Here is an 18,792-nt window from a genome sequence, read left to right on the forward strand (position 1 = left end):
CGGCTCTCCCGCCATTTATAGGGCGGCCCCGGTGCTCGCCGGCACCCGCGAACCCACCGCGCTCGATCGCGGGGTTTCCCGTAACACCAGCCGCTCCCATCGCAGGTCGGCGAAACATGGCCCTTGTGTGGCTTCGCTGAACTTGATGTCGTTGTGTTCGGCGTTCCATTCCATGAGTTGGACCCGGCCGTCATGACCGACGCCGACATCCCAACCCACGCAACGATCAAACGCCACCTTCCGATGAAGCGCAAGCACCGTGGCGACGCATTGATCGAACGAGGGCACCGTGACGCCCGCGAATCGAACCTTGCTGTCCGGATGCTCGCGCACGCGCATCCAATTCGGCAGATACCCCACTTCGCTTAGCTCGCCCGTCGTGCAATCCACGGCAACCCTGACGTTGCTGGCCGATTGCACGTGCGTATCGACATCGCGCCCCAGGCGCAAATAGCAAGCGCGAATGGACGGCACGCCGTCGTCGCTGACCGCCGTCGTGATGCGTAGCGTGGCGACCGAACGCGGAGCGAAACGTCTCAACGTTTCGTGCTGGACGATCTTTTCCTGAAAAACTCCATTGCCGAGCGCTTTAATTTTTTCTACATCGAATGTTGTTCGGTCGAGGAAAAAAATCCCCTTCCCTTGCATCGAGTTATCGATTTTGAAAACGACCGTGTCGCGGCCGGCAAACAGGAGAAGATGGACCGCGTCCGGCGCAATCGGCGTGTTATCCGGTGCGATGAAAAGCCCGTTTGCAAAATACGCAATGTCCGGAAACGCCGCGCAACTGAATATTGGCCGTTGCAGCGCTTTCAAGCTCGAAACCTTCCCATACCCACCTTTTAGCTTGGGAACGACCACGCCGCCGTAAAAATTGTCTGGAATCCATCCTTCCTTGAAGCATCCGGCGATGGCCGAATACACATACAACCACGGTGCGTAGCGTGCGTGCCCCAGCACCTCGCGCGCGTATGCATCGGCGCGTGCAATATCCGTTGGGTTCGTTTTACCAAGACACTGCTCAAGCGTGCGGTGAATAGCAGTAGCTTGTACACGGTGATACCGATGAAAACGCACAGCCGCAGCTTGGCGCGCCAGACTCTTTGCGAACGTTACAGCATCGATTTTCATGACCCCTCCTTCCTCTCCTGGCCACGAAAAAACCGCTGCGGGCGCGCACCACCGATGAACGGCAGAGCGCGCCCCATTTATAAACCACGTGTTCAGCGCCATTTTTTCGCAGCTTATTGGCTTGCGCCAGTCCTCGTTCGCTGACCGTTGAAACGAATAGAGCTTACATCCGGTTCATCGCGCAATTTTTTAAAATAATTCGCTGCGGCTTTAAACCAACAGCAGCTATCGCCGCACTCGCCAGCATCACAGTCGCGGCCAGAGCCACCGCGATGTGCAAGCCCGCGATCATCTCGCCTTCCGGGCCGACGACGAGCGCACCGAACACGCCAACGCCCAACACACCGCCGATTTGTCGCGCCGTATTGAGCACCCCCGAGGCCACGCCCGTCAGGCTTTTTTCGACGTGGTCAAGCAGCGCCGTGTTGATCGACGGGACGGCCAGCGCGACCCCGACGCCGATCGCAATCAACGGACAGGCGACCAACAGATAGCTGGTTGTGCGCTCAATCAGCGCTAAAGACAGGAGGCCGACCGCAGCCAACACCTGGCCCGCGATCATCGGCATCCGGTAGCCGAATCTGGCCGTCAGTGCGCCGGAGACGAGATTGGCGACGGTGACGACGGCGGTCATCGGCACAAACGCAAGGCCGGCCTGGAGCGCCGAAAATTTCCACACGCTTTGGAAGAAGAGGCTGATGGCGAACATCAAGCCGTAGTAGCCGAAGTTCAGCGCCAGCCCCGTCAGCGAACTGACGTTGACAGCCGGTATCCGGAACAGCGAGAGCGGCAACATCGGCTGTTGCTGGCGTTTTTCGACGAATACGAACAACTGGCCGGTAACGATGAAGCAGGCCATACCGGCCACTGTCGTCGCATTCGTCCAGCCGCGATCGCCCGTTGCCATCACGGCGACCGTTAGCGCCACCAGCGACACGACCGCAAGCAATTGTCCGACGAAGTCGATACGGCGAGCTGCGTCGGGGGTACTGTCGGGAACATGTCGAATCGTCAGCCAAATGCCGATGATGCCGACTGGAACGTTGATCAAAAAGATGCTTCTCCAACCGAAACTGCTGATCAACAAGCCACCGACGATAGGCCCTGCTCCGAGCGCAAGTGCGGCTGTCCCGGCCCAGATGCTGACGGCTTTGGCGCGCGATGCGGCATCGGGAAAAATGAGGCGCAGCAAGGCCAGCGATGACGGCACGCACAAGGCCGCGCCGATCCCTTGCGCTGTTCGGGCCGCAATGAGCGCGGCCGCATCAGGTGCGATACCGCACGCTACCGAGGCCAGCGTGAATACGGCAAAACCGCACGTGAAGACGCGTCGCGCGCCGAACCGGTCACCGAGCGCCCCCGCGCTCAACAGGAGGCTGGCGAACGCGAGCGCGTAGGCGTTGAGCACCCAGCCGAGGTGCGCCGGGTCGACGGCCAACGCGAACCGGATGCGCTCGAGCGCAACGTTCACGACAGTGACATCGAGGCAAATGATTGCGAAGCCGAGACTGGTCGCCAGCAGTGCCAGACGCGGCGATCGAGTGAGAGTTGCGTGCATGGTGAATAGAATCCGTCGCGAGCATCACAAGCGGGATTGCTTTCCTATCGCTCACAGCACACATTAATTACCCGCAAAAGTTTGATAAAGTGGCCCACGCTTGCCACAGAATCCATTAAAACTTGGTAATTGACGAATGGACCTTCTCAAAGCCATGACCGTTTTCGTTCGCGTGGTCGAAGCGGGCAGCCTCACGGCGGCGGCGGAAGCCTGCGCGCTCTCGGCCACGATGGTCGGCAACCACCTGCACGCGCTCGAAGCCCGGCTCGGCGCCCGCCTCATCCACCGCACAACGCGAAAGCAGCAAGTCACGCCGTTCGGGCGGGCTTATTACGAGCGGTGTGTCGAGATACTTGGCCTTGTCGACGATGCCGAACGTTTGGCGCTCGATCATCTCTCGACTCCGCGCGGACATCTACGCATTACGGCCCCTGCGATTTTCAGCAACGAATGCCTGATTCCCGCCATCGCCGATTACTGCGACCGCTATCCCGAGGTGCAATTGGACGTGGTCACGTCGGATGCCGTGTCCGATCTCATGGAGGACGGATTCGAAGCGGCCATCCGCTTGGGGACGCCCAACACACCCGATCTCGTCGCGCGACCGTTGCGGCCGTATCGTCTTGTGCTGTGCGCGTCGCCGTCCTACCTGAAAGCCAACGGCACCCCGAAAAAACCCGAAGATCTGCGTTCGCATCAATGTCTGACGTACGCCTATCCGCCGCGCTCCGAGCTGCGGGCCGCACAGCCCGAGTGGCTGCTATCGCTGCACGACGCGCATGTGAGCGTCCCGGTGGGCGGGCGCTTGAAGATCGATAGCGCCGCGGCGCTGCGCAAGGCTGTCCTCGCCGGCTTGGGTATTGCGATGCTGCCTTCGATCCTGGTGGAGGCTGACATCAAAGAAAAACGCCTCGCGCGTGTTCTACCCAGGTATGCGCCGCCCGCGCGCCCGCTTAATTTGCTCTACCTGCGCGATCGTCGAATGTCGCCGAAGCTGCGCAGCTTCATCGAATTCGTGATGGAGCGCTTCGGGCCGGTTTCCTCGCGGCGAGAAGCGTCATCACGCTGAAGGGCGGCGCCGCAATCGATTGGGCGTCGGATCAATCGAGCGCTTTACCGCCCGTTTCCTCGAACATCGACACGGCAATCAGCGAAATCGCGACACAGCCGATCATGTACCAGGCCGGCGCCATCTTGTTGCCGGACACGCGAATCAGCCAGGCGGCCACGAGCTGAGCCGTCCCGCCGAACGCCGAAACTGCAATGGCATAGGCGCTCGACATATAAGCCGCGCGCAAATGCTTCGGAAAGTTTTCGGGAATCAGCGCGTAAGAAGGCGCCGAGCCCATCGTATAGCAGAGCATCAGCACGATCAGCGCCGCGAGCACCACGGGCAACGTCAGGAAGTGGGTCATGACCCAGAATGCCGGGTACAGCAGCACGATCAGCAAGATGCGGCCGATGATGATCAACGGCTTGCGACGCCCCAGTCGATCCGACCAGGCCCCGTAGATCGGACACATCACGAGCGAGATCGTGCTCGCCGCCACGCCCGCAAGCATCGACATCTTCGACGGCAGCCCAAGGTATTGGATGCAGTAGGTCGGCATGTAATAGATCATCACGTACGCCGAAACCGACATGCCCATAATCGAAAAGATCATCAGAAACCAGTTGCGCAGATACAGTCCGCGCTTCGGATCGTGCTGCTTCGCAGTTGTCTTCAACGTGCGCGGCTCTTCGCGAATGTGCCGGCGCAGGTAAATCCCCACGGGCGCAATCAACACCCCGAGAAGGAACGGAATACGCCATCCCCAGCTGTGCATCGTCGCTTCGGGCAGCAGGAAGGCGAGGCTTGCCGCGAGACCCGACCCGAGCAACGCCGCCCCGCCCTGACTCGCGAGCTGCCAGCTTGCGCGAAAGCCCCGGCTCGTCGCACCGCCCATTTCCAACAATGTGGCCGTTGCCGCGCCGAATTCACCGCCTTGCGCGAAGCCCTGCACGAGGCGGGCGATCACGATCGACACAGGCGCGGCAAGGCCGATCTGCGCATAAGTCGGCATCAGCCCGATCCACACCGAGCCGATCGCCATCAACAGAATCGTGAGCGTCAGCGCCGGCTTGCGGCCGGCGCGATCGGCGTAGCGACCGAGCACGAAGCCCCCGATCGGACGCATCACGAAGCCGACGGCGAACACCGCGAACGCGAGCAGTGAGGACGTGACCGGATCGCCTGCGGGAAAGAACTCACGCCCGATCGTCAGCGCGAAGTAGCTGTAGACCGTGAAGTCGAAGAATTCGAGCAGGTTGCCAATCACCGCTGCCAATACGATCTTGCGCTGCTGAGACGTCGACATTGCGGGGGCGTCCGCGTCCGTCAGAAGGCGTGAGTCCGTCACGGTGCTCATGCTTGCTCCTTGCTCAAAAAGCGTTCGACCAGCCGTGTCCAAAATGCAGCGCCGATGGTCAGGTTCTCGTCATTGAAGTCGTAGTGGGCGCTGTGCAACATGGGCCGCCCTGCTCCATTGCCCAAGCGAAAGAAGCAGCCAGGGCGCTGCTGCAGGTAGTACGCGAAATCTTCGCTGCCTGACATCGGCGGGAATGGAGCGATGACGTGCTCGGGGCCGACCAGTTCCTCGGCCACGTTGCGCGCAAATTCGGTCTCGGCCTCGCTATTGATGAGGACCGGGTAGCCGCGGATGAAGTCGATCTCGGCCTTGGCGCCGTATGCTTCGGCTTGAGCGGCCACGATCGTGCGGATGCGCTGCTCGAGCGTGTCGCGCACCTCGGGCGAGAATGAGCGCACGCTCATTTCGAGCACGGCGTCCTCGGGGATCACGTTGGGCGCATGGCCGGCGCGGAATGAACCGACGGTCACAACCGCCGCTTCGTTCGGATCGACATTGCGCGACACGATCGTTTGCAACGCCATCACGATGCTGCTGCCCACGACTACGGGATCGATCGTCAGATGTGGCCGTGCCGCATGACCGCCGCGGCCGTGGATGCGTACCTTGACGCGATCGGCGGCGGCCATCATCGGCCCCGCGCGAAAACCGAACGTCCCGGCCGGCACGCCCGGGTGATTGTGAAGGCCGAAGATCGCCTCGCAAGGGAAGCGCTCGAACAGGCCATCGGCGATCATGCGCTGCGCCCCGCTGTCGTAGCCGGTTTCCTCGGCCGGCTGAAAGATCAGATGCACGGTGCCGTCGAAACGCCGCGTTTTCGCGAGGTGTTGGGCGGCGCCGAGCAAGACGGCGGTATGGCCGTCGTGGCCGCATGCGTGCATCTTGCCGTCGTGAATGCTCGCGTAGTCGAGCCCGGTCTCTTCCTTGATCGGCAGCGCGTCCATGTCGGCACGCACGCCGACCGTGCGCGCGCTGGTGCCGGCCTTCAGCGATGCCACGAGCCCATGCCCGCCGATGTTGCGCGTCACGTCATAGCCCCAACCGGTCAGCTTGTCGGCCACGAAGTCCGACGTGTCCGCTTCTTCGTAGGACAGCTCTGGATGGCGGTGCAGGTGATGACGGATTTCGTCGAGCTCCGATTTAGCCTCGGCCAAATCGGCAACTTCGCAGTAGCGGCTCTCGCTCATTGTTTGGCACTCCTCCCTTATTCCCTTGCAGCTGCAACCGAATTGAAACGGCCGGCGGTCGCATTGAAGCAATGTATGGCAAACCGCCGATAACTGTCGCGGAGTATTGCATCGACGAAAATGCCAACCCATGACAGAATCGCGTTCAAAACGTTGCCTTTAAGTCAACGCTCGGGGAGCGAAGCACGATACCAGGAGACACGAGACATGCGCAAGGCAGCTGGCGGCACGGATGCGGCGACCACGGATTGGGTCGACGGAATCGGCGAGCGCGCGCTGCGTTATCTGGCCGAAATCTCGGCGATGGGCGGGGTACGAATGGCGGCCGAGGCGCTCGGCGTCAACGCGTCGGTGATTAGTCGGCAAGTGGCTGCACTCGAGCGGCGGCTACGCTTTCCGTTGATCGAGCGGCGCGGACGGCATGCGATCGTGACAGAGATCGGCCAAGTGCTGATCGATCACTATCGCGACGGGCAACGGCGCGAACGCGATCTGGCCGCGCGGTTGGAAGAGTATCGGCACCTGCGGCGCGGGCGCGTGGCGCTCGGCGTGGGCGAGGGTTTCATCGGCAATCTGATCGGGCGCGCGCTGCAACGCTTTTCGATGACTTACCCCGATATCCTCGTCGAGATCCGGTCAGGGCCCACGCCTACCGTGCTTTCGTTGGTGCGCGATGATGTTGTCGATATCGGCCTGTGTGCGCGTTCCGCGGATGATCCTGCGATGCGCATTCATCTGTTCGCAGAGAGACCTCTATGCGCGGTCGTCGCGCCTACGCATCGCTTCGCACAGATGACGAAGGTGTCGCCCGTGGAGCTTGCCCATGAGCGACTGATTTTCATGACCGAAGCCTTCGGCGTGCAGCATTTCCTGCAATCGCTGCTCGACGACGTCCGCCTCAATGTGATTCCGGCCTATCGCGTCGATTTGTTCAATACGGCACAGACGCTCGCTGCCGCAGGGCTTGGCGTCGCATTCATGTCGTCGGTTACCGCTCGGCGTAGCATTGAATTGGGCGAACTGGTGGCCGTGCCTATCGATCATCCGATCGCCACCGGTTTCGCCAGTCAGATGGTCACGCGTGTCGGGCGGCGGCTTTCGCCTGCCGCCGATCATCTGTGGAAGCAGTTGGCGCAGAGTTTTATGCGGTCGGGGGGGTAGGAGTGAGCCGTCAGGCCAAGTGCTCCGCCCATCTCATCTCACGTACCAGCTTGGCCATAGAAAATCCTCGAGGCTCGTGTCACTGAGACGCGGTTTCTTACGTACGAGATCCTGCCGCATACTTTGAAGAACCGTTTCATTGCTCGATCGAGCACGACTCGCCATGCCGGGCGGAAGGAAAAAGAGCACCTGCTTCAGCCCCTTGTCCTTCCCATTGAAGGGCTCCTGCTTGTCGATCTTGCTGGCGCAGGGCTCCACGGCCATCATGAACCGATCCTCGTCACCTGCCGCCCGCAACTTGTACTGCGTGGTGCACGGTTGCAGTTCCGACCATATCAACTTGGCCGCGCTGCCATGCTTGTCCAGCAGCATGCTTTCCGGATGGCCCACCTGGTCTCCTCCATGCGTGACATCGAAGGTGCCGTCATGCAGCAGAGCGGCGGCGATATTCGATTTTCCTTTTAATAGCGAGCGATTTTCCAGCAAATAGTCTTTGACGGCGGCGCGCACGCGCCGCTCAATGTCCGGGTCATCGGGGTAACCGAAATAATGCTCGACCATATGGATCAAATCGCCTGATAGACCCAATGGATCGATCCAGCCCAACCCATTGCGGCCGTACGCGTACGGGTCGATGCCGCCAAGCATTCGGATCGGATCGGGACTGACGAACTGTCCGATAGCCGGATCGTAATAGCGGAACCGGTTGTAGTGCAGCCCCGATTCCGGGTCGTAATACTGCCCCTGAAATCGCAGAGGTTGCTCAATTTCAGCGCGCATGCCAGCGGGATCCACTTTGCCCCAGGCATCGCAACGGCCTTCCCAGACGAGCTTGCCCGATCGGTCCGTGAGCCGCATCGGCATCCCGTTCAGGTCAGTGTGAAAGACATATTGCGACTCCCAACGAGGAGATATGCCCGGTGATGAAACTTCCGCTTGCTGCGGATCGTCATCAATGCCATCCGGTACGGCCGACGAATAACGCGAAAGGGTACACGCGAGCGGCCGAAACGTTCCCGGATAGTTGACCCATTCGCTCGCCTGTAGCTGCCGCTCGACAGGCAACGCGGATAAGTCGGCCGCCCCCGTCAACGATATCCTGGCGCGCTCGTCGCCATATGCGATTTCGCCGACCAGCGCATCGCCCTCCCAGAAAAATCGATGCGTGTGCTCGCCTTCCGCACGCCAATACGCTGCACCGCTCGGCGCGCGGATTGCCCGTTCGATGCGAGAGACTTTCCGCGTACGCCGATGGAAAACGTCATAGGCATAGCGCGTGTGGACACGCAAAGCCCCGTCTTCCGGCGCAACAGCCCGCCGCACCGAAAGCGCTTCCACCAACAGTCCGTCGTCGTCCCAACGCAACCTCAAATCCTGTTGCTCCTCCTGCTTACGCAAGAGGTTGCCGATACGGTCGAACGTATAGCGGCAGCCCGCGTACTCTCCCTCGCGCAACCAAGTGTCGCCGCCCCGCCGACCGTCTTCACGAACCCGCGTGCTCAACAGATCGCCTGCGCGGTCGTACAGGAAACGATGAAGTTTGCCGGCCGGGTCGAGGTGCGCCGTCAGCTTGCCCATCCTGTCGTAGTCGAACCGCTCCATGCCCAGCCGCGAATCACACCTCTCTTTGATTTCGCGGTTCGGGTCATAAGCGTATTCCGTCGCGAACACGGGACCGGCGTCAGCCAACAGGATCTGCCGCGCCAATTCCCCGGCCGGCGTATACGAGTAGTCGCGCCGCAATTGGTCGCCGAGACGTTCTACGCAAACGCGGCCCATTGGGTCGCGCTCGAGCCTGAACGGGAGCGCACCGTCGATTTGAATCGAATCGATCTCACCCCGTGCGTCGTAACCGTAGCGCACGGTGTGTGCAATCGTCGCGCCGGCCACCGATATGTTCGTGCATCGCTCGATGCGTCGGCCAGCGTCGTCGTACCGGTGCGTTATCGAAAAGTCGTCTTGCCGTTCTTCGACGAGGCGCCCCGCTTCGTCGTAGCGCATTTCTACGCGACCGTCCGGACTGGCCGCCACGATCAACCGACCGAAGCGGTCGTACGAAAAATGTTCCGTGCGGACCCCATCCGGTTGACGCGGATCTTCCACCTGTTTCTCTACGATCCGTCCGACCGTATCCGTTACGTAGACAATCTCTTGCCCCAACGGATCGATGCTGCGATCCAATTGACCCAGTGGACCGTACCGGTAGCGGCGCGGCTGACGCCAAAAATCGATTTCCTCGACGATTCGGCCCAACGCATCGCGCTTCATTTCGTAGCGTGCACCGCGCTTGTTGACTACGCCGATCAGTCGCTCCTCGGTGTCGTAGCAGTACTCGACGACATTTCCGTCGGGCGTCTCCCGTTTGAGAACGTGCCCCAGCGCTGAATAGGCCTGTTGCGTCAAATTTCCAGCCGGATCGAGATGACGCAGTAAATTTCCGTCAGCGTCATAGACGCAATGCGTCTCGCTGCCGCCGGGCTCGATTGCGCGCGTCAGATTGCCATTGCGGTCGTATTCATAGCGAGTGACGTGACCCAGCGCATCGACGATCTGAATCAGGTTTCCCAAGATGTCGCATGTGTACTGCGTGCGATGGCCCAGCGCATCGATCACCCCTGCCGGGTGCCCTCGCTGGTCGTACTCGAACCTCGTGACAGCGCCGCCCGGCGCGATACTGGCGACCGCCTGCCCGCATGGATCGTATTCGTAGCGGACGCCCGCTTGCGACGGCATCGACTGCATCAGCAGGTTGCCTCGTTCGTCCCACTCATAGCGCCATTGCCCGCCGCCGGGCTCCGTCACCGACAGGGGCTTGTTCTCCGCATTGAACTCTGCGAGCAACCTGCCGCCATCGGGCAGTGTGTGCTTGATCAAATTGCCGCAGGCGTCGTACTCCCAGGCGGTCGTGCGCCCTGCGGGGTCGATTTCGGCGTTGGCGCGCCCGCAAGCGTCGTACCGGTAACTCGTAATACCGCCGAGCGGATCGATGCGTGCCAATGGCAGGCCGCGCTCATTGGCCTGGAGAATCGTCGTGTGCCCCAGCGAATTGGTGACTCGCGTTTCTCGATGCTCGATGTCGTAGTCGAAGCGGTAATCGAGAACGCCGTTGTCACCCCATGTGTGATCAACCCGCCACACGCCGTCCTCGTGCTGCCTGTAGCTGTAGTGGAACGACACGCCACGCGCGCTCGTATGCCGCACCATCCGGTGCGGCTGCGCGTACTCGAATCGACGCGGCTGCCCCATCGCATTCGAGGCGGCGACCAGGTTGTCGGCGTCATCGTGCTCGTAGCCTACCAACCTATGTGCCGAGCGCCCTTCTTCGATCAACGTCAATGCCCCCAGCAGAGCCGGAAGCCCGCGAGCGCGGCGCTGGCCCACCGCGGCATCGCATTCGATCACGCGCCCGGTTGCCGCCTCCCTCGTGCGCTCCGTGATTCGCATCAGGTCGCCCTCTGGTCCGCGCTCGAACACCCAGGCGTTGCCGTGAAGATCGGCCATTCGCGTGATCGGCACGATCGACGTCACGTCATCAAAAAGCGCTTCGACGGCCGGCCAACCGCCTCGCGGCAGGTCGAATTCATACTCGATCCCGGCAGCCGTACGCACGACGGGTCGTCCGTCTCTCCGATAGAGGGCATGCCCATATTGCCAATCGTGAATACGCGCAGGCCAGCCGGTCGCACCGGGCATTGCGTCGAACGCAGTCACATGATCCTGGAAATACGCCACCGCGCCCACGGCGCCACCGTGTCGCTTGAGTTCAAGCCGAATGTCGGCCGGTGTCTGCCATCCCATGCCAACCGCGCCGCGCCGCGCATCGTGACTAGCGTAATGCCGCCCCCACACGAGCGGCAGCCGCCCTGAAACCAGGAAATCGCGCTGGCTCATGACCACCTCCCCCGTGATCATGTTCACCGGGTCGGCGCCCAGCACGTTGCATCGCAGAAACCCCGGCTTCAAATGCAGCTTGTCCGCGAGCTTCTTCGCCCATTCCGACCCGCGAAAAGCCTTGAACAGCCCAACCGCCAACGCGGCCATATTCATGGTCGGCGGCCCGCCGACGAACACGGGCCGCCCGACCGGAATCGGCAGCATGAACGACGACGGCATCGAAGGATAAGTCCGCTGCGTATGCACACCGTTATGCTGCGGCGGCTCGAGTCCGATCGACCAGCAGCTCATCGCCGGCAGCGCCATGAACGACATCGGGTCGTTGTTCGCAAGCACGGTCTTGCTGCCCATGTACGACTCAGCATCGTTCGACGGCTCGGGCGGCACAGGCTCTTCGCTCGGCACCGGTGCAAACGATTCGCCCAACGGAAAATGCAGGCCCGGCACATGGTAAGTATGCGTTCCCGCAGTCGTGCGCATGAAACCGTTGACGAAGATCGGCCGTCCGCCGCCGCCCATCCCTACGCCCGCACCCGTCGCATTCGCCATATCGCCGGCGATGCGAGCCAGATCTCCGCCCATATTCGCCGCGTCTGATCCAAGGGTCATCGCCTTGGCCACCAACGCATTGCTTTCGGCATCGTCCAGCTTATTCCCAGCCCACTGCGCGGCGTCGCCGAGATCTTTCACGACGTCGGGGTGATCTTGCAGATAGTCGACCACCTTCTCTTCGACGATCGTCATGGCGATACTGCCGATCACGGCCATCGCGGCAGTGATGTATTCCCTGAGATCGAGGATGAAGCCGATATGGGGATGTGGCACAAACACGGGCGTCGGGCTTGGCGCGACGATCACCGCATGCAAATCCACGCCAACGACCGGGTCCAGATGTTTGACAGCGCGCATTTCCATCACACGCTCACCTTGCTACGCTCAATGCCGCGACCTTCTGGCTGAGCTCCTCACGCCGCCGGTCGAACGCACCCACTTGCGATGCCATCCATTTGACGACAAGCGGTAGCGTGCTGCTCGCACGCATCGATTCGTCGAGTGCGAGCCCTGCATCGAGCGCACTGAAGCCCGCTTCGAGCGCGTGCTCGCGTTCGCCAGATTTCTCCCAGCACACCGCGCTCATGCGCCATGCCTCGACCGTCATCAACGCATCTTTCGCGGCGCCGGTCGATGCGGCCGCGCGCTCATAGCAATAAGCCGCTGGTGCGAAGGACTTTTGCGTCAAATGTGCGCTTGCCTCGCCGAATAAACCGTTGGCCACCAGCTTGTGCCCGGCCGGGTGCCCGGCCGCTACTGCACGTTCGCCGCTTTTAACCGCGCATTGGTATGCCTCGATCGAACGCGCGTGCTCGCGCCATTTCAGATACGCGGCACCGGCGATCAAATGCACGACGACGCATTGATCGAACCAGTTCTCACGCTCCGCAATCGCCAATGCAGCAGTGCGAAGCCGTTCGAGCGTGGCGGCATCGCCCGAGCCGACCGTTTCCCCGAGCTCGATGAACAATCGACGAAATTCACCGCTCGCACCGCGCTCCCCCGACTCTGCAAGTAGTTCACGCGGGACGCTTTTCATCGAATAACGTCCTTCGATCATCCGTGCCGTCCGCGGATGGGCAGCCAACAGCGGCAACAATGATTCGACTTCGATGCGCGGCATGACGAAGCGCAGTTTTTCGCCGAACTGCGGCGCGCGTCCCATCGTCGTCAACAGTTCGCCAAGCCAATGCGTCAATGCCGCCTCATCCGCGCATTGCACGGGCTCGAGCACGAGCACAATCGCCGGAAAAATATCGGGGTGATGACGGATCAGGCTGTTGGCCACAGCGAACAGGTATGCAATCGAACCCGATTTCCCCCGGGGCGGCCTCTGCCAGTCGGCCTCTATCCCTTGCGCGTGCGACGCTTCGCGCCGGCTCTCGTAGAAGCGACCGATCTCATCGGTCAGCGCATCGCCATAGCGCGCTTCGTCGTAAAAGCCACTGCGCAACCGCAACACCGCACAGGAGAGCTCCTGTTGCGCCTGAAAATACAACTGCACGAGTTGCGCGTCCGCTTCGTTCGTCCGCCAAATCATCAACCGGGCGCCGCGGTCCTTGGCGAACGAGAGCCAGTCGGTATGCGCATCCATCAATCTGAGCTCGACCGGGTTCGTGGGTTGCCAGACTTGCATGATCTGCGTCTCTCAAGAGTCAAGGGTTCAGCTTCAAAACGCCACCTTCGACCGTATGCTCACCTGTGGCCGACGCGGTCACCGTCTTGCCGCGAATGCTGTGGCTATCCGACCCCACCGATTCGACGGTCACACCTTGAATCTCGATCTTGCCGCTCTTCGTGAGCGTGATGCTCGCGTTGCCGCAAAGCAGCGACAGTTGATTGCCCGCGATGATCACGACATCGTTGCCGACGCTCATCGTGTGGTTGCCAGCCACGCTCACCGTCTGCGCCCCGCCCACGTCGACCACATGCGCATGCGCGATCGACGATGTGCGCGCGCCGATCTCTTCGATGTGCGTCGCTGTAACCGTCGTCTTCATCTGCGGCGTGGTGGTGTGATAAAGCTGCCCGATGTTGACGGTTTTGTTCGCAACCACCGTCTCCGTATGGCTTCCGCCGATCGTGGCCTGCCGGTCGGTTCCGATCGTCACGGTCTGCGCCTGTCCCACCGCATGCGTATGACTACCCTGCACGGTGTGCGTCTCGTTGCCGCCGATTGTGGCCGTACGATGCTGCCCGATGCTGACGGTCTCGTTCTGCCCTACGCTTCTTTGCCGATCGCTGCCCACGCTCATCGTTTCGTTGTTGCCAACCGTATGCGTATGGTCGGCCCCGATCGTGAGCGTGTGATTCTGCTCGGTCTCGGCATCGAAGTTGCGTTCTGCATGCAGCCATAGCTGCTCGGCGCCCTTGCTGTCTTCGAAGCGCAGTGCATTGGCGTGCTCGGTCGCGCCACCGGGCGACGATCGCGACAACAGCCCGCTTTGTGTCGCATTCGCCGGCAAGTCCCATGGCGGCGTACGTTCGCCGTTGAACACGCGCCCCGTCACGATCGGATAGTCGGGATCGCCGTTTATGAAATCGACGACCACTTCATCGCCCACGCGCGGAATCTGCACGCCACCGAACCCGCTTCCCGCCCAGGGGCTCGATACGCGCACCCAGCACGATGAGTTCTGATCCGATTGGCCGTAGCGATCCCATCGAAACTGCAACTTGACCCGTCCATGTCGGTCCGTCCAGATTTCCTCCCCCGGCGGGCCGACCACCGTCGCCGTCTGCGGCCCATGTGTGCGCGGCCGGGGCGTCACGCGCGCAGGCCGATACGGCAGGCTCGACGGCTGCACGCGTAGCTGCGTGCAATGCTCCACCGTGTGTGCTTCATCGTTGCTCGCGTAAGGGTTCTCCTGAAACCGGTAGTCGCACCGCAAGACCAAATGCTCGCGGTTCTGATCGGCACGCGGGCAGCGCGTCAGCGTGAACAGATAACCGGGCGCCATGCCGCGCACGTCGCAACCCGCTTCCGCGCGTTCGTGCTCGGCCTGCAATTCCTCGAGCCGAAGCCGCGTATAACGTTCGCCTTGCGCGTCATCGCGATAGCCGCCCGGCCACTCGAACGCCTCGTAGCTGTCATGATCGTGCCCGCGTGGATCGACGCGCCTTGCCGACAAATCCGCGCGCGGTTTGATGTAGTCGTAGTCGCTCACCTGATGGGCGCCGACGCTGACCGCCTGCGCAGGGAGCCAACTGTCGATGTGCTCCTCGTCCGCAATCGTCGCGCGGTCGTGCGCCAGGTATGGAATCGTCTCGTAGCCCGGTAACGCGACATGCGATGACATCGCATCGCACAACACCAGCGTGTGGGAATCGGCCGCATGCTTGAAAAAATAATAGATGCCCTCGAATTCCATCAGCCGCGATACGAAGTTCGCGTCGCTCTCGTCGTATTGCACGCAATACTCGCGCGGGACATAGCTTTCGCTCAAGCGGGTTTCGACAGGAAAGCCATAGCGTGAAAGCACTTCCTGCACGATCTCGGGCACGGTCTTGTTTTGAAAGATGCGAAAGTCGGTGCGTCGCGTCGCCAGCCACAACCAGGGGCGAACGATCAGCTCGTAGCCGTAATGACGCTCGGCCCTGCGGCCGCTCAGCGATGCGCGCGCGACCACGCCGTTCATGTAGCGTATCGCGCCTCCCTGCGTCCGCACTTGCACCGTGACCGGTTTTCCCAACAACTCGCGCAAAGACAGACTATGGCTCGAGGCCAGCGCTTCGATGCGGTACTCGAACAGCGCGCTCAGCGCTTCTTCGCCCGTCAGGCGATGAAACTTCAGTTCGTCGCCGAGCGCTGATTCGAGCGTAAAGATTCTCGACATGGCTTCGTTCCTCGTCGAAGGGCGCTGGCTTGCTCCAACGCGCTATATAGCTGAGCGTCGAGCTTGTCGAACAACGTAGCGCGACTGACATCGGACATGGTCTTTCACCGGTTAAGGGAGAGGCGTTCGTCCCGTGCGAGAAGATCGAGGTACAGATCACGCGAGGTCTCTTGACTCATGCGCTGCCCAAGCCATGCGGACAGGCCCAGGCGATGTTGGCCGCCCAGCGTTTGACGGGGGATCTCGTCGGGCTCCAGTTCGAGCCGTGCATCCCACGCAAACTCGGCGCCGACATATCGGCGCACCCATTGCACGAGGCGCCTCGCGTATTTCCCATCCGGGAGAAATGCGCGATAGCGGTCATAGGGCATCGGCCCCAGCACAATGCGAAAGCGCGATTGCGCGTCGCGTACTGCACGCCCGAGGACCGCGCCGGCACCGAGCCGCGCATGCGCCGCCGTCGCATTGAGCGTGGTGCGTGCTGCCCCATCGATACGCACCCAATGCACGACGTACTCCTCGATGCGCGCCGCCACGCCGAAGTCGCCGCTCAACATGTGCGCGAGCCCGGCGGGATCGCGCGTTTGCCGGGCCCAATGGCCGGCATGAAAGTACAACGCGTGTGGGGGTAAGGCTTGTGCTGCGCTGTCCTGCGCATCGAGTCCTCCGTGGTGCGTATGGCCGGACAGACTCGCCACGTAGGCGTCGATGCGCGCAGGCCCGGGCCGATCGTGGTCGACGACGGCCTGTGCATCGGCCCATGCGCGGTAGAACAGCCCAATCAACCGGTGATGGAAGAGGTTGGCAAATGCCGCTAATGACGTATCGCCGAAGCTCTGCTCGCGTTCGTGCGCGTATTCGGTCAAATGAAGCGGCAACGGCCCGTTGGGTCCAAACAAGCCGAACCCGTGAACCGTCACACGCGGCGGCCCGGCGACTATCGGTGGCGAGGCGACCGATGCGACCATCCCCGGTGCGAAGCGCAACGACGGAAGCTGGCCAAGCCGCACGGGCTCGTCGCGCGGATGCGATGCCCGACCGAGCGTCGCGCTCTGCCCACTCAGCGCGTCGAGCCAACGCAGCAAATGAAACAGATCGTGTTGCGGCGCGGCGTCGCGCAACCGCATCCAATATGCGTCATAGCGCGCCTCATCACGGGAGGGTTGAGGCGAAGGCCGCAACTCGGGCGCATTCATATTGCGGGCCTACGTCCGATGCGCGAGGGCCACGCCGCGATATCGCCTCGCTGCGGGGAACACAGCGCGAACTGTGTGAATGAATTGATCGATGCATGGCGCGCGAAGAACTGCTCCAACGCAGCGCCCAGCAGATAGGGGCGCTCGCCCGAACACGCTTGTTCGTCGATGGTCATCTTGATGCGCACGCCGCGCCCGAACACGAGCGGACCCGGCTGTGGCACGCGCTCGAAAATCGAGGCGCAGGCGAGGCGGCGAATGGCTCGGATTTGCGCTTGCACGCCGGCATCGGTCGGATCGGCGTAGATGTCGAGGACGCTGCGCAGCGCATCGGCTGCAGCCTCATCGTCGATGCCGGTCAGCGCTTGATAATTCAGGCCCAGATGGCCGATCAACTGCCAGGTCGCTTGATCGCCGGCCAGTGGCGGGCGCGGGCGCGTCGGCCCGCGAATGATTTTGATGCGATCGATCGGCGCGGATAACTTCGTGGTCAAGTCGCTTGCGCCGCCCAACGGCATCATGAGTGGCAATTCGCGATTCGTGCAGAGCGTGTCGGCCGACAGCAACCCGATGCGTTCGTCGAACGGTGCATGCCGTCGGTCGACGAGCGCCACGTAGACGTCGGTCCCCTGATAGCGCGATCGCTCGCCGTTGCGCGACCCGTGCGTCGACACGACATGCGGCTCGCGGCGCAACGCGAAATACGCGCCGCCGCTCGATTCGTCATCCGCCGTCGACGCATACAGCGGATGAAATACGCAATCGCCCCCCTCGCCGACGCGATGGCCGATCACGCGTTGCACCCGATACACCTCATAGTCGCGCGCGTGGGTGCGATCGACCACGAGCTTGTAGTCGGCGCTGGACGCCGTGAGCGCCACCCGATCGGTACGTTTGGCGAAGAGATTGACGATCGGCGTGCAGTGCAACGCAAGCGCACTCGCGTCGATGTGGCGTTCGAGCGCCGCATCGCGTGTATCGAAGGGGACGATCAATTCGAGTTCGCCACCGCGAGCCTGCGCAATCGCGCGGTCGATGCCGCCGATAGCGAAGAATAAAAGGCGCGCTGGAAAGGCAAAGTACTCGTGCAGAATCCGATAGCCGTCGAATACGCGCGGGTCCGCAGGCAGCAGCGCTTGATCGGCGCCGAAACCTTCGTGCGAGATCGAGGCGGCATCGAGCCAGGCAAGCCAGCGCCCATCGGCGGGATCTCGACATGCGACGCCCAGGCCGTGCGCCGTCACGAGTTCGAGCAATTGCGCCGCATAAGGCTCGGCCGCCGCAACATGAAACGCGAGCCGCTCGATCGGCAAACGCGCCAGCGAAGCGCCCGCTTGCGCAGCGATACGAATGCGCAGGACACTGCGGGCACGGCCGAAGGCGCCGCTGCGTCGTGGGTTCGGCCAGTCTGGCGGCACGGCCGTCACGCGGACGTCGGCGATATCGACCGGCCACAAAACGACTTCATGCGCCGTGCGGAATTCGCAGGGCGTCGGCAGATGGCTCTGTATCGCGCTGCGCAGGCTCGTGCCCGCAGGCACCACGAACCCTTGATTCAACGAACCGGCTCGCAGATCGGCATGAAACCGAGCGACGGCCATCGACGGCATCGGCGCCAAATGATTCGGATAGATGATTTCAAGCAGCCGATGCGAAAAGCGCGGAAATTCGGCGTCCATCTTCATCTGCACGCGCGCTGTCAGAAAGCAAAAGCCTTCCAGCAAGCGTTCGACATAAGGATCCGCCACCTCGATGCCGTTCATGCCCAAGCGCCCCGCGACCTTCGGATACTCACGCGCGAATTCCGCGCCAAGTTCACGCAGATAGGCGAGCTCGCGGTTGTAGTAGTCGATAAAGTGCGCCCGCATC

At 62.0% G+C, this 18,792-nt stretch carries 11 protein-coding genes; 2 read left to right on the forward strand and 9 right to left on the reverse strand.

Translation table 11 applies throughout. From position 1 onward, the window contains the following. Positions 1–15 precede the first annotated feature (15 nt). Positions 16–1,131 (reverse strand): sugar-transfer associated ATP-grasp domain-containing protein, encoded by a 1,116-nt coding sequence (locus C0Z19_RS18935; RefSeq protein ID WP_102611376.1) that lies wholly within the window; start codon positions 1,129–1,131, stop codon positions 16–18. 163 nt (positions 1,132–1,294) lie between these two features. Then, positions 1,295–2,689, reverse strand: coding sequence for an MFS transporter (locus C0Z19_RS18940; RefSeq protein ID WP_102611377.1), 1,395 nt, complete (start codon positions 2,687–2,689; stop codon positions 1,295–1,297). Between the two features lie 136 nt (positions 2,690–2,825). On the opposite strand from C0Z19_RS18940, the gene C0Z19_RS18945 reads away from it, so the two are divergent. Continuing rightward, positions 2,826–3,758 (forward strand): LysR family transcriptional regulator, encoded by a 933-nt coding sequence (locus tag C0Z19_RS18945; protein WP_102611378.1) that lies wholly within the window; start codon positions 2,826–2,828, stop codon positions 3,756–3,758. 31 nt (positions 3,759–3,789) lie between these two features. On the opposite strand, the gene C0Z19_RS18950 is transcribed toward C0Z19_RS18945, so the two are convergent. Beyond that, positions 3,790–5,097, reverse strand: coding sequence for an MFS transporter (locus tag C0Z19_RS18950; RefSeq protein ID WP_199180783.1), 1,308 nt, complete (start codon positions 5,095–5,097; stop codon positions 3,790–3,792). Beyond that, positions 5,094–6,284, reverse strand: a complete 1,191-nt coding sequence (locus C0Z19_RS18955; RefSeq protein WP_102611379.1) for a M20 aminoacylase family protein — start codon at positions 6,282–6,284, stop codon at positions 5,094–5,096. Before C0Z19_RS18955 ends, C0Z19_RS18950 begins: the two co-directional genes overlap by 4 nt. Positions 6,285–6,491: 207 nt before the next feature. Here C0Z19_RS18955 and C0Z19_RS18960 point away from each other — a divergent pair, with 207 nt between their 5' ends. Continuing rightward, the gene (locus C0Z19_RS18960) at positions 6,492–7,445 is read left to right on the forward strand and encodes a LysR family transcriptional regulator (RefSeq protein ID WP_102611380.1); all 954 of its coding nucleotides are present in this window, start codon (positions 6,492–6,494) and stop codon (positions 7,443–7,445) included. A gap of 33 nt (positions 7,446–7,478) precedes the next feature. Here the strand turns inward: C0Z19_RS18960 and C0Z19_RS18965 are convergent, their stop codons facing one another. The 5 genes from C0Z19_RS18965 to tssF form a co-directional block, all read right to left on the reverse strand. Further along, positions 7,479–12,254 carry an RHS repeat-associated core domain-containing protein gene (locus C0Z19_RS18965; RefSeq protein ID WP_102611381.1) on the reverse strand — a complete coding sequence of 1,592 codons (4,776 nt, stop codon included), beginning with the start codon at positions 12,252–12,254 and terminating at the stop codon, positions 7,479–7,481. Positions 12,255–12,261: 7 nt separating this feature from the next. Next, positions 12,262–13,527: a hypothetical protein gene (locus tag C0Z19_RS18970; protein WP_102611382.1), complete on the reverse strand. Its 1,266-nt coding sequence runs from the start codon at positions 13,525–13,527 to the stop codon at positions 12,262–12,264. Positions 13,528–13,546: 19 nt separating this feature from the next. After that, positions 13,547–15,727: a type VI secretion system Vgr family protein gene (locus C0Z19_RS18975; protein WP_102611383.1), complete on the reverse strand. Its 2,181-nt coding sequence runs from the start codon at positions 15,725–15,727 to the stop codon at positions 13,547–13,549. 104 nt (positions 15,728–15,831) lie between these two features. Further along, positions 15,832–16,923 (reverse strand): type VI secretion system baseplate subunit TssG, encoded by a 1,092-nt coding sequence (gene tssG, locus C0Z19_RS18980; RefSeq protein ID WP_102611384.1) that lies wholly within the window; start codon positions 16,921–16,923, stop codon positions 15,832–15,834. Beyond that, positions 16,920–18,791, reverse strand: a complete 1,872-nt coding sequence (gene tssF / locus C0Z19_RS18985) for a type VI secretion system baseplate subunit TssF (protein ID WP_102611385.1) — start codon at positions 18,789–18,791, stop codon at positions 16,920–16,922. Before tssF ends, tssG begins: the two co-directional genes overlap by 4 nt. Position 18,792 lies beyond the last annotated feature (1 nt).

This window comes from Trinickia soli, assembly GCF_002879855.1.
In the GTDB taxonomy this organism is placed as follows: domain Bacteria; phylum Pseudomonadota; class Gammaproteobacteria; order Burkholderiales; family Burkholderiaceae; genus Trinickia; species Trinickia soli.

What these genes read in the sequence shown, in the direction of transcription:
- tssF (WP_102611385.1), bottom strand. Translation starts at nt 18,791, where the DNA reads ATGCGGGCGCACTTTATCGACTACTACAACCGCGAGCTCGCCTATCTG.
- C0Z19_RS18975 (WP_102611383.1), bottom strand. Translation starts at nt 15,727, where the DNA reads ATGTCGAGAATCTTTACGCTCGAATCAGCGCTCGGCGACGAACTGAAG.
- C0Z19_RS18935 (WP_102611376.1), bottom strand. Translation starts at nt 1,131, where the DNA reads ATGAAAATCGATGCTGTAACGTTCGCAAAGAGTCTGGCGCGCCAAGCT.
- tssG (WP_102611384.1), bottom strand. Translation starts at nt 16,923, where the DNA reads ATGAATGCGCCCGAGTTGCGGCCTTCGCCTCAACCCTCCCGTGATGAG.
- C0Z19_RS18960 (WP_102611380.1), top strand. Translation starts at nt 6,492, where the DNA reads ATGCGCAAGGCAGCTGGCGGCACGGATGCGGCGACCACGGATTGGGTC.
- C0Z19_RS18940 (WP_102611377.1), bottom strand. Translation starts at nt 2,689, where the DNA reads ATGCACGCAACTCTCACTCGATCGCCGCGTCTGGCACTGCTGGCGACC.
- C0Z19_RS18965 (WP_102611381.1), bottom strand. Translation starts at nt 12,254, where the DNA reads ATGGAAATGCGCGCTGTCAAACATCTGGACCCGGTCGTTGGCGTGGAT.
- C0Z19_RS18955 (WP_102611379.1), bottom strand. Translation starts at nt 6,284, where the DNA reads ATGAGCGAGAGCCGCTACTGCGAAGTTGCCGATTTGGCCGAGGCTAAA.
- C0Z19_RS18945 (WP_102611378.1), top strand. Translation starts at nt 2,826, where the DNA reads ATGGACCTTCTCAAAGCCATGACCGTTTTCGTTCGCGTGGTCGAAGCG.
- C0Z19_RS18950 (WP_199180783.1), bottom strand. Translation starts at nt 5,097, where the DNA reads ATGAGCACCGTGACGGACTCACGCCTTCTGACGGACGCGGACGCCCCC.
- C0Z19_RS18970 (WP_102611382.1), bottom strand. Translation starts at nt 13,527, where the DNA reads ATGCAAGTCTGGCAACCCACGAACCCGGTCGAGCTCAGATTGATGGAT.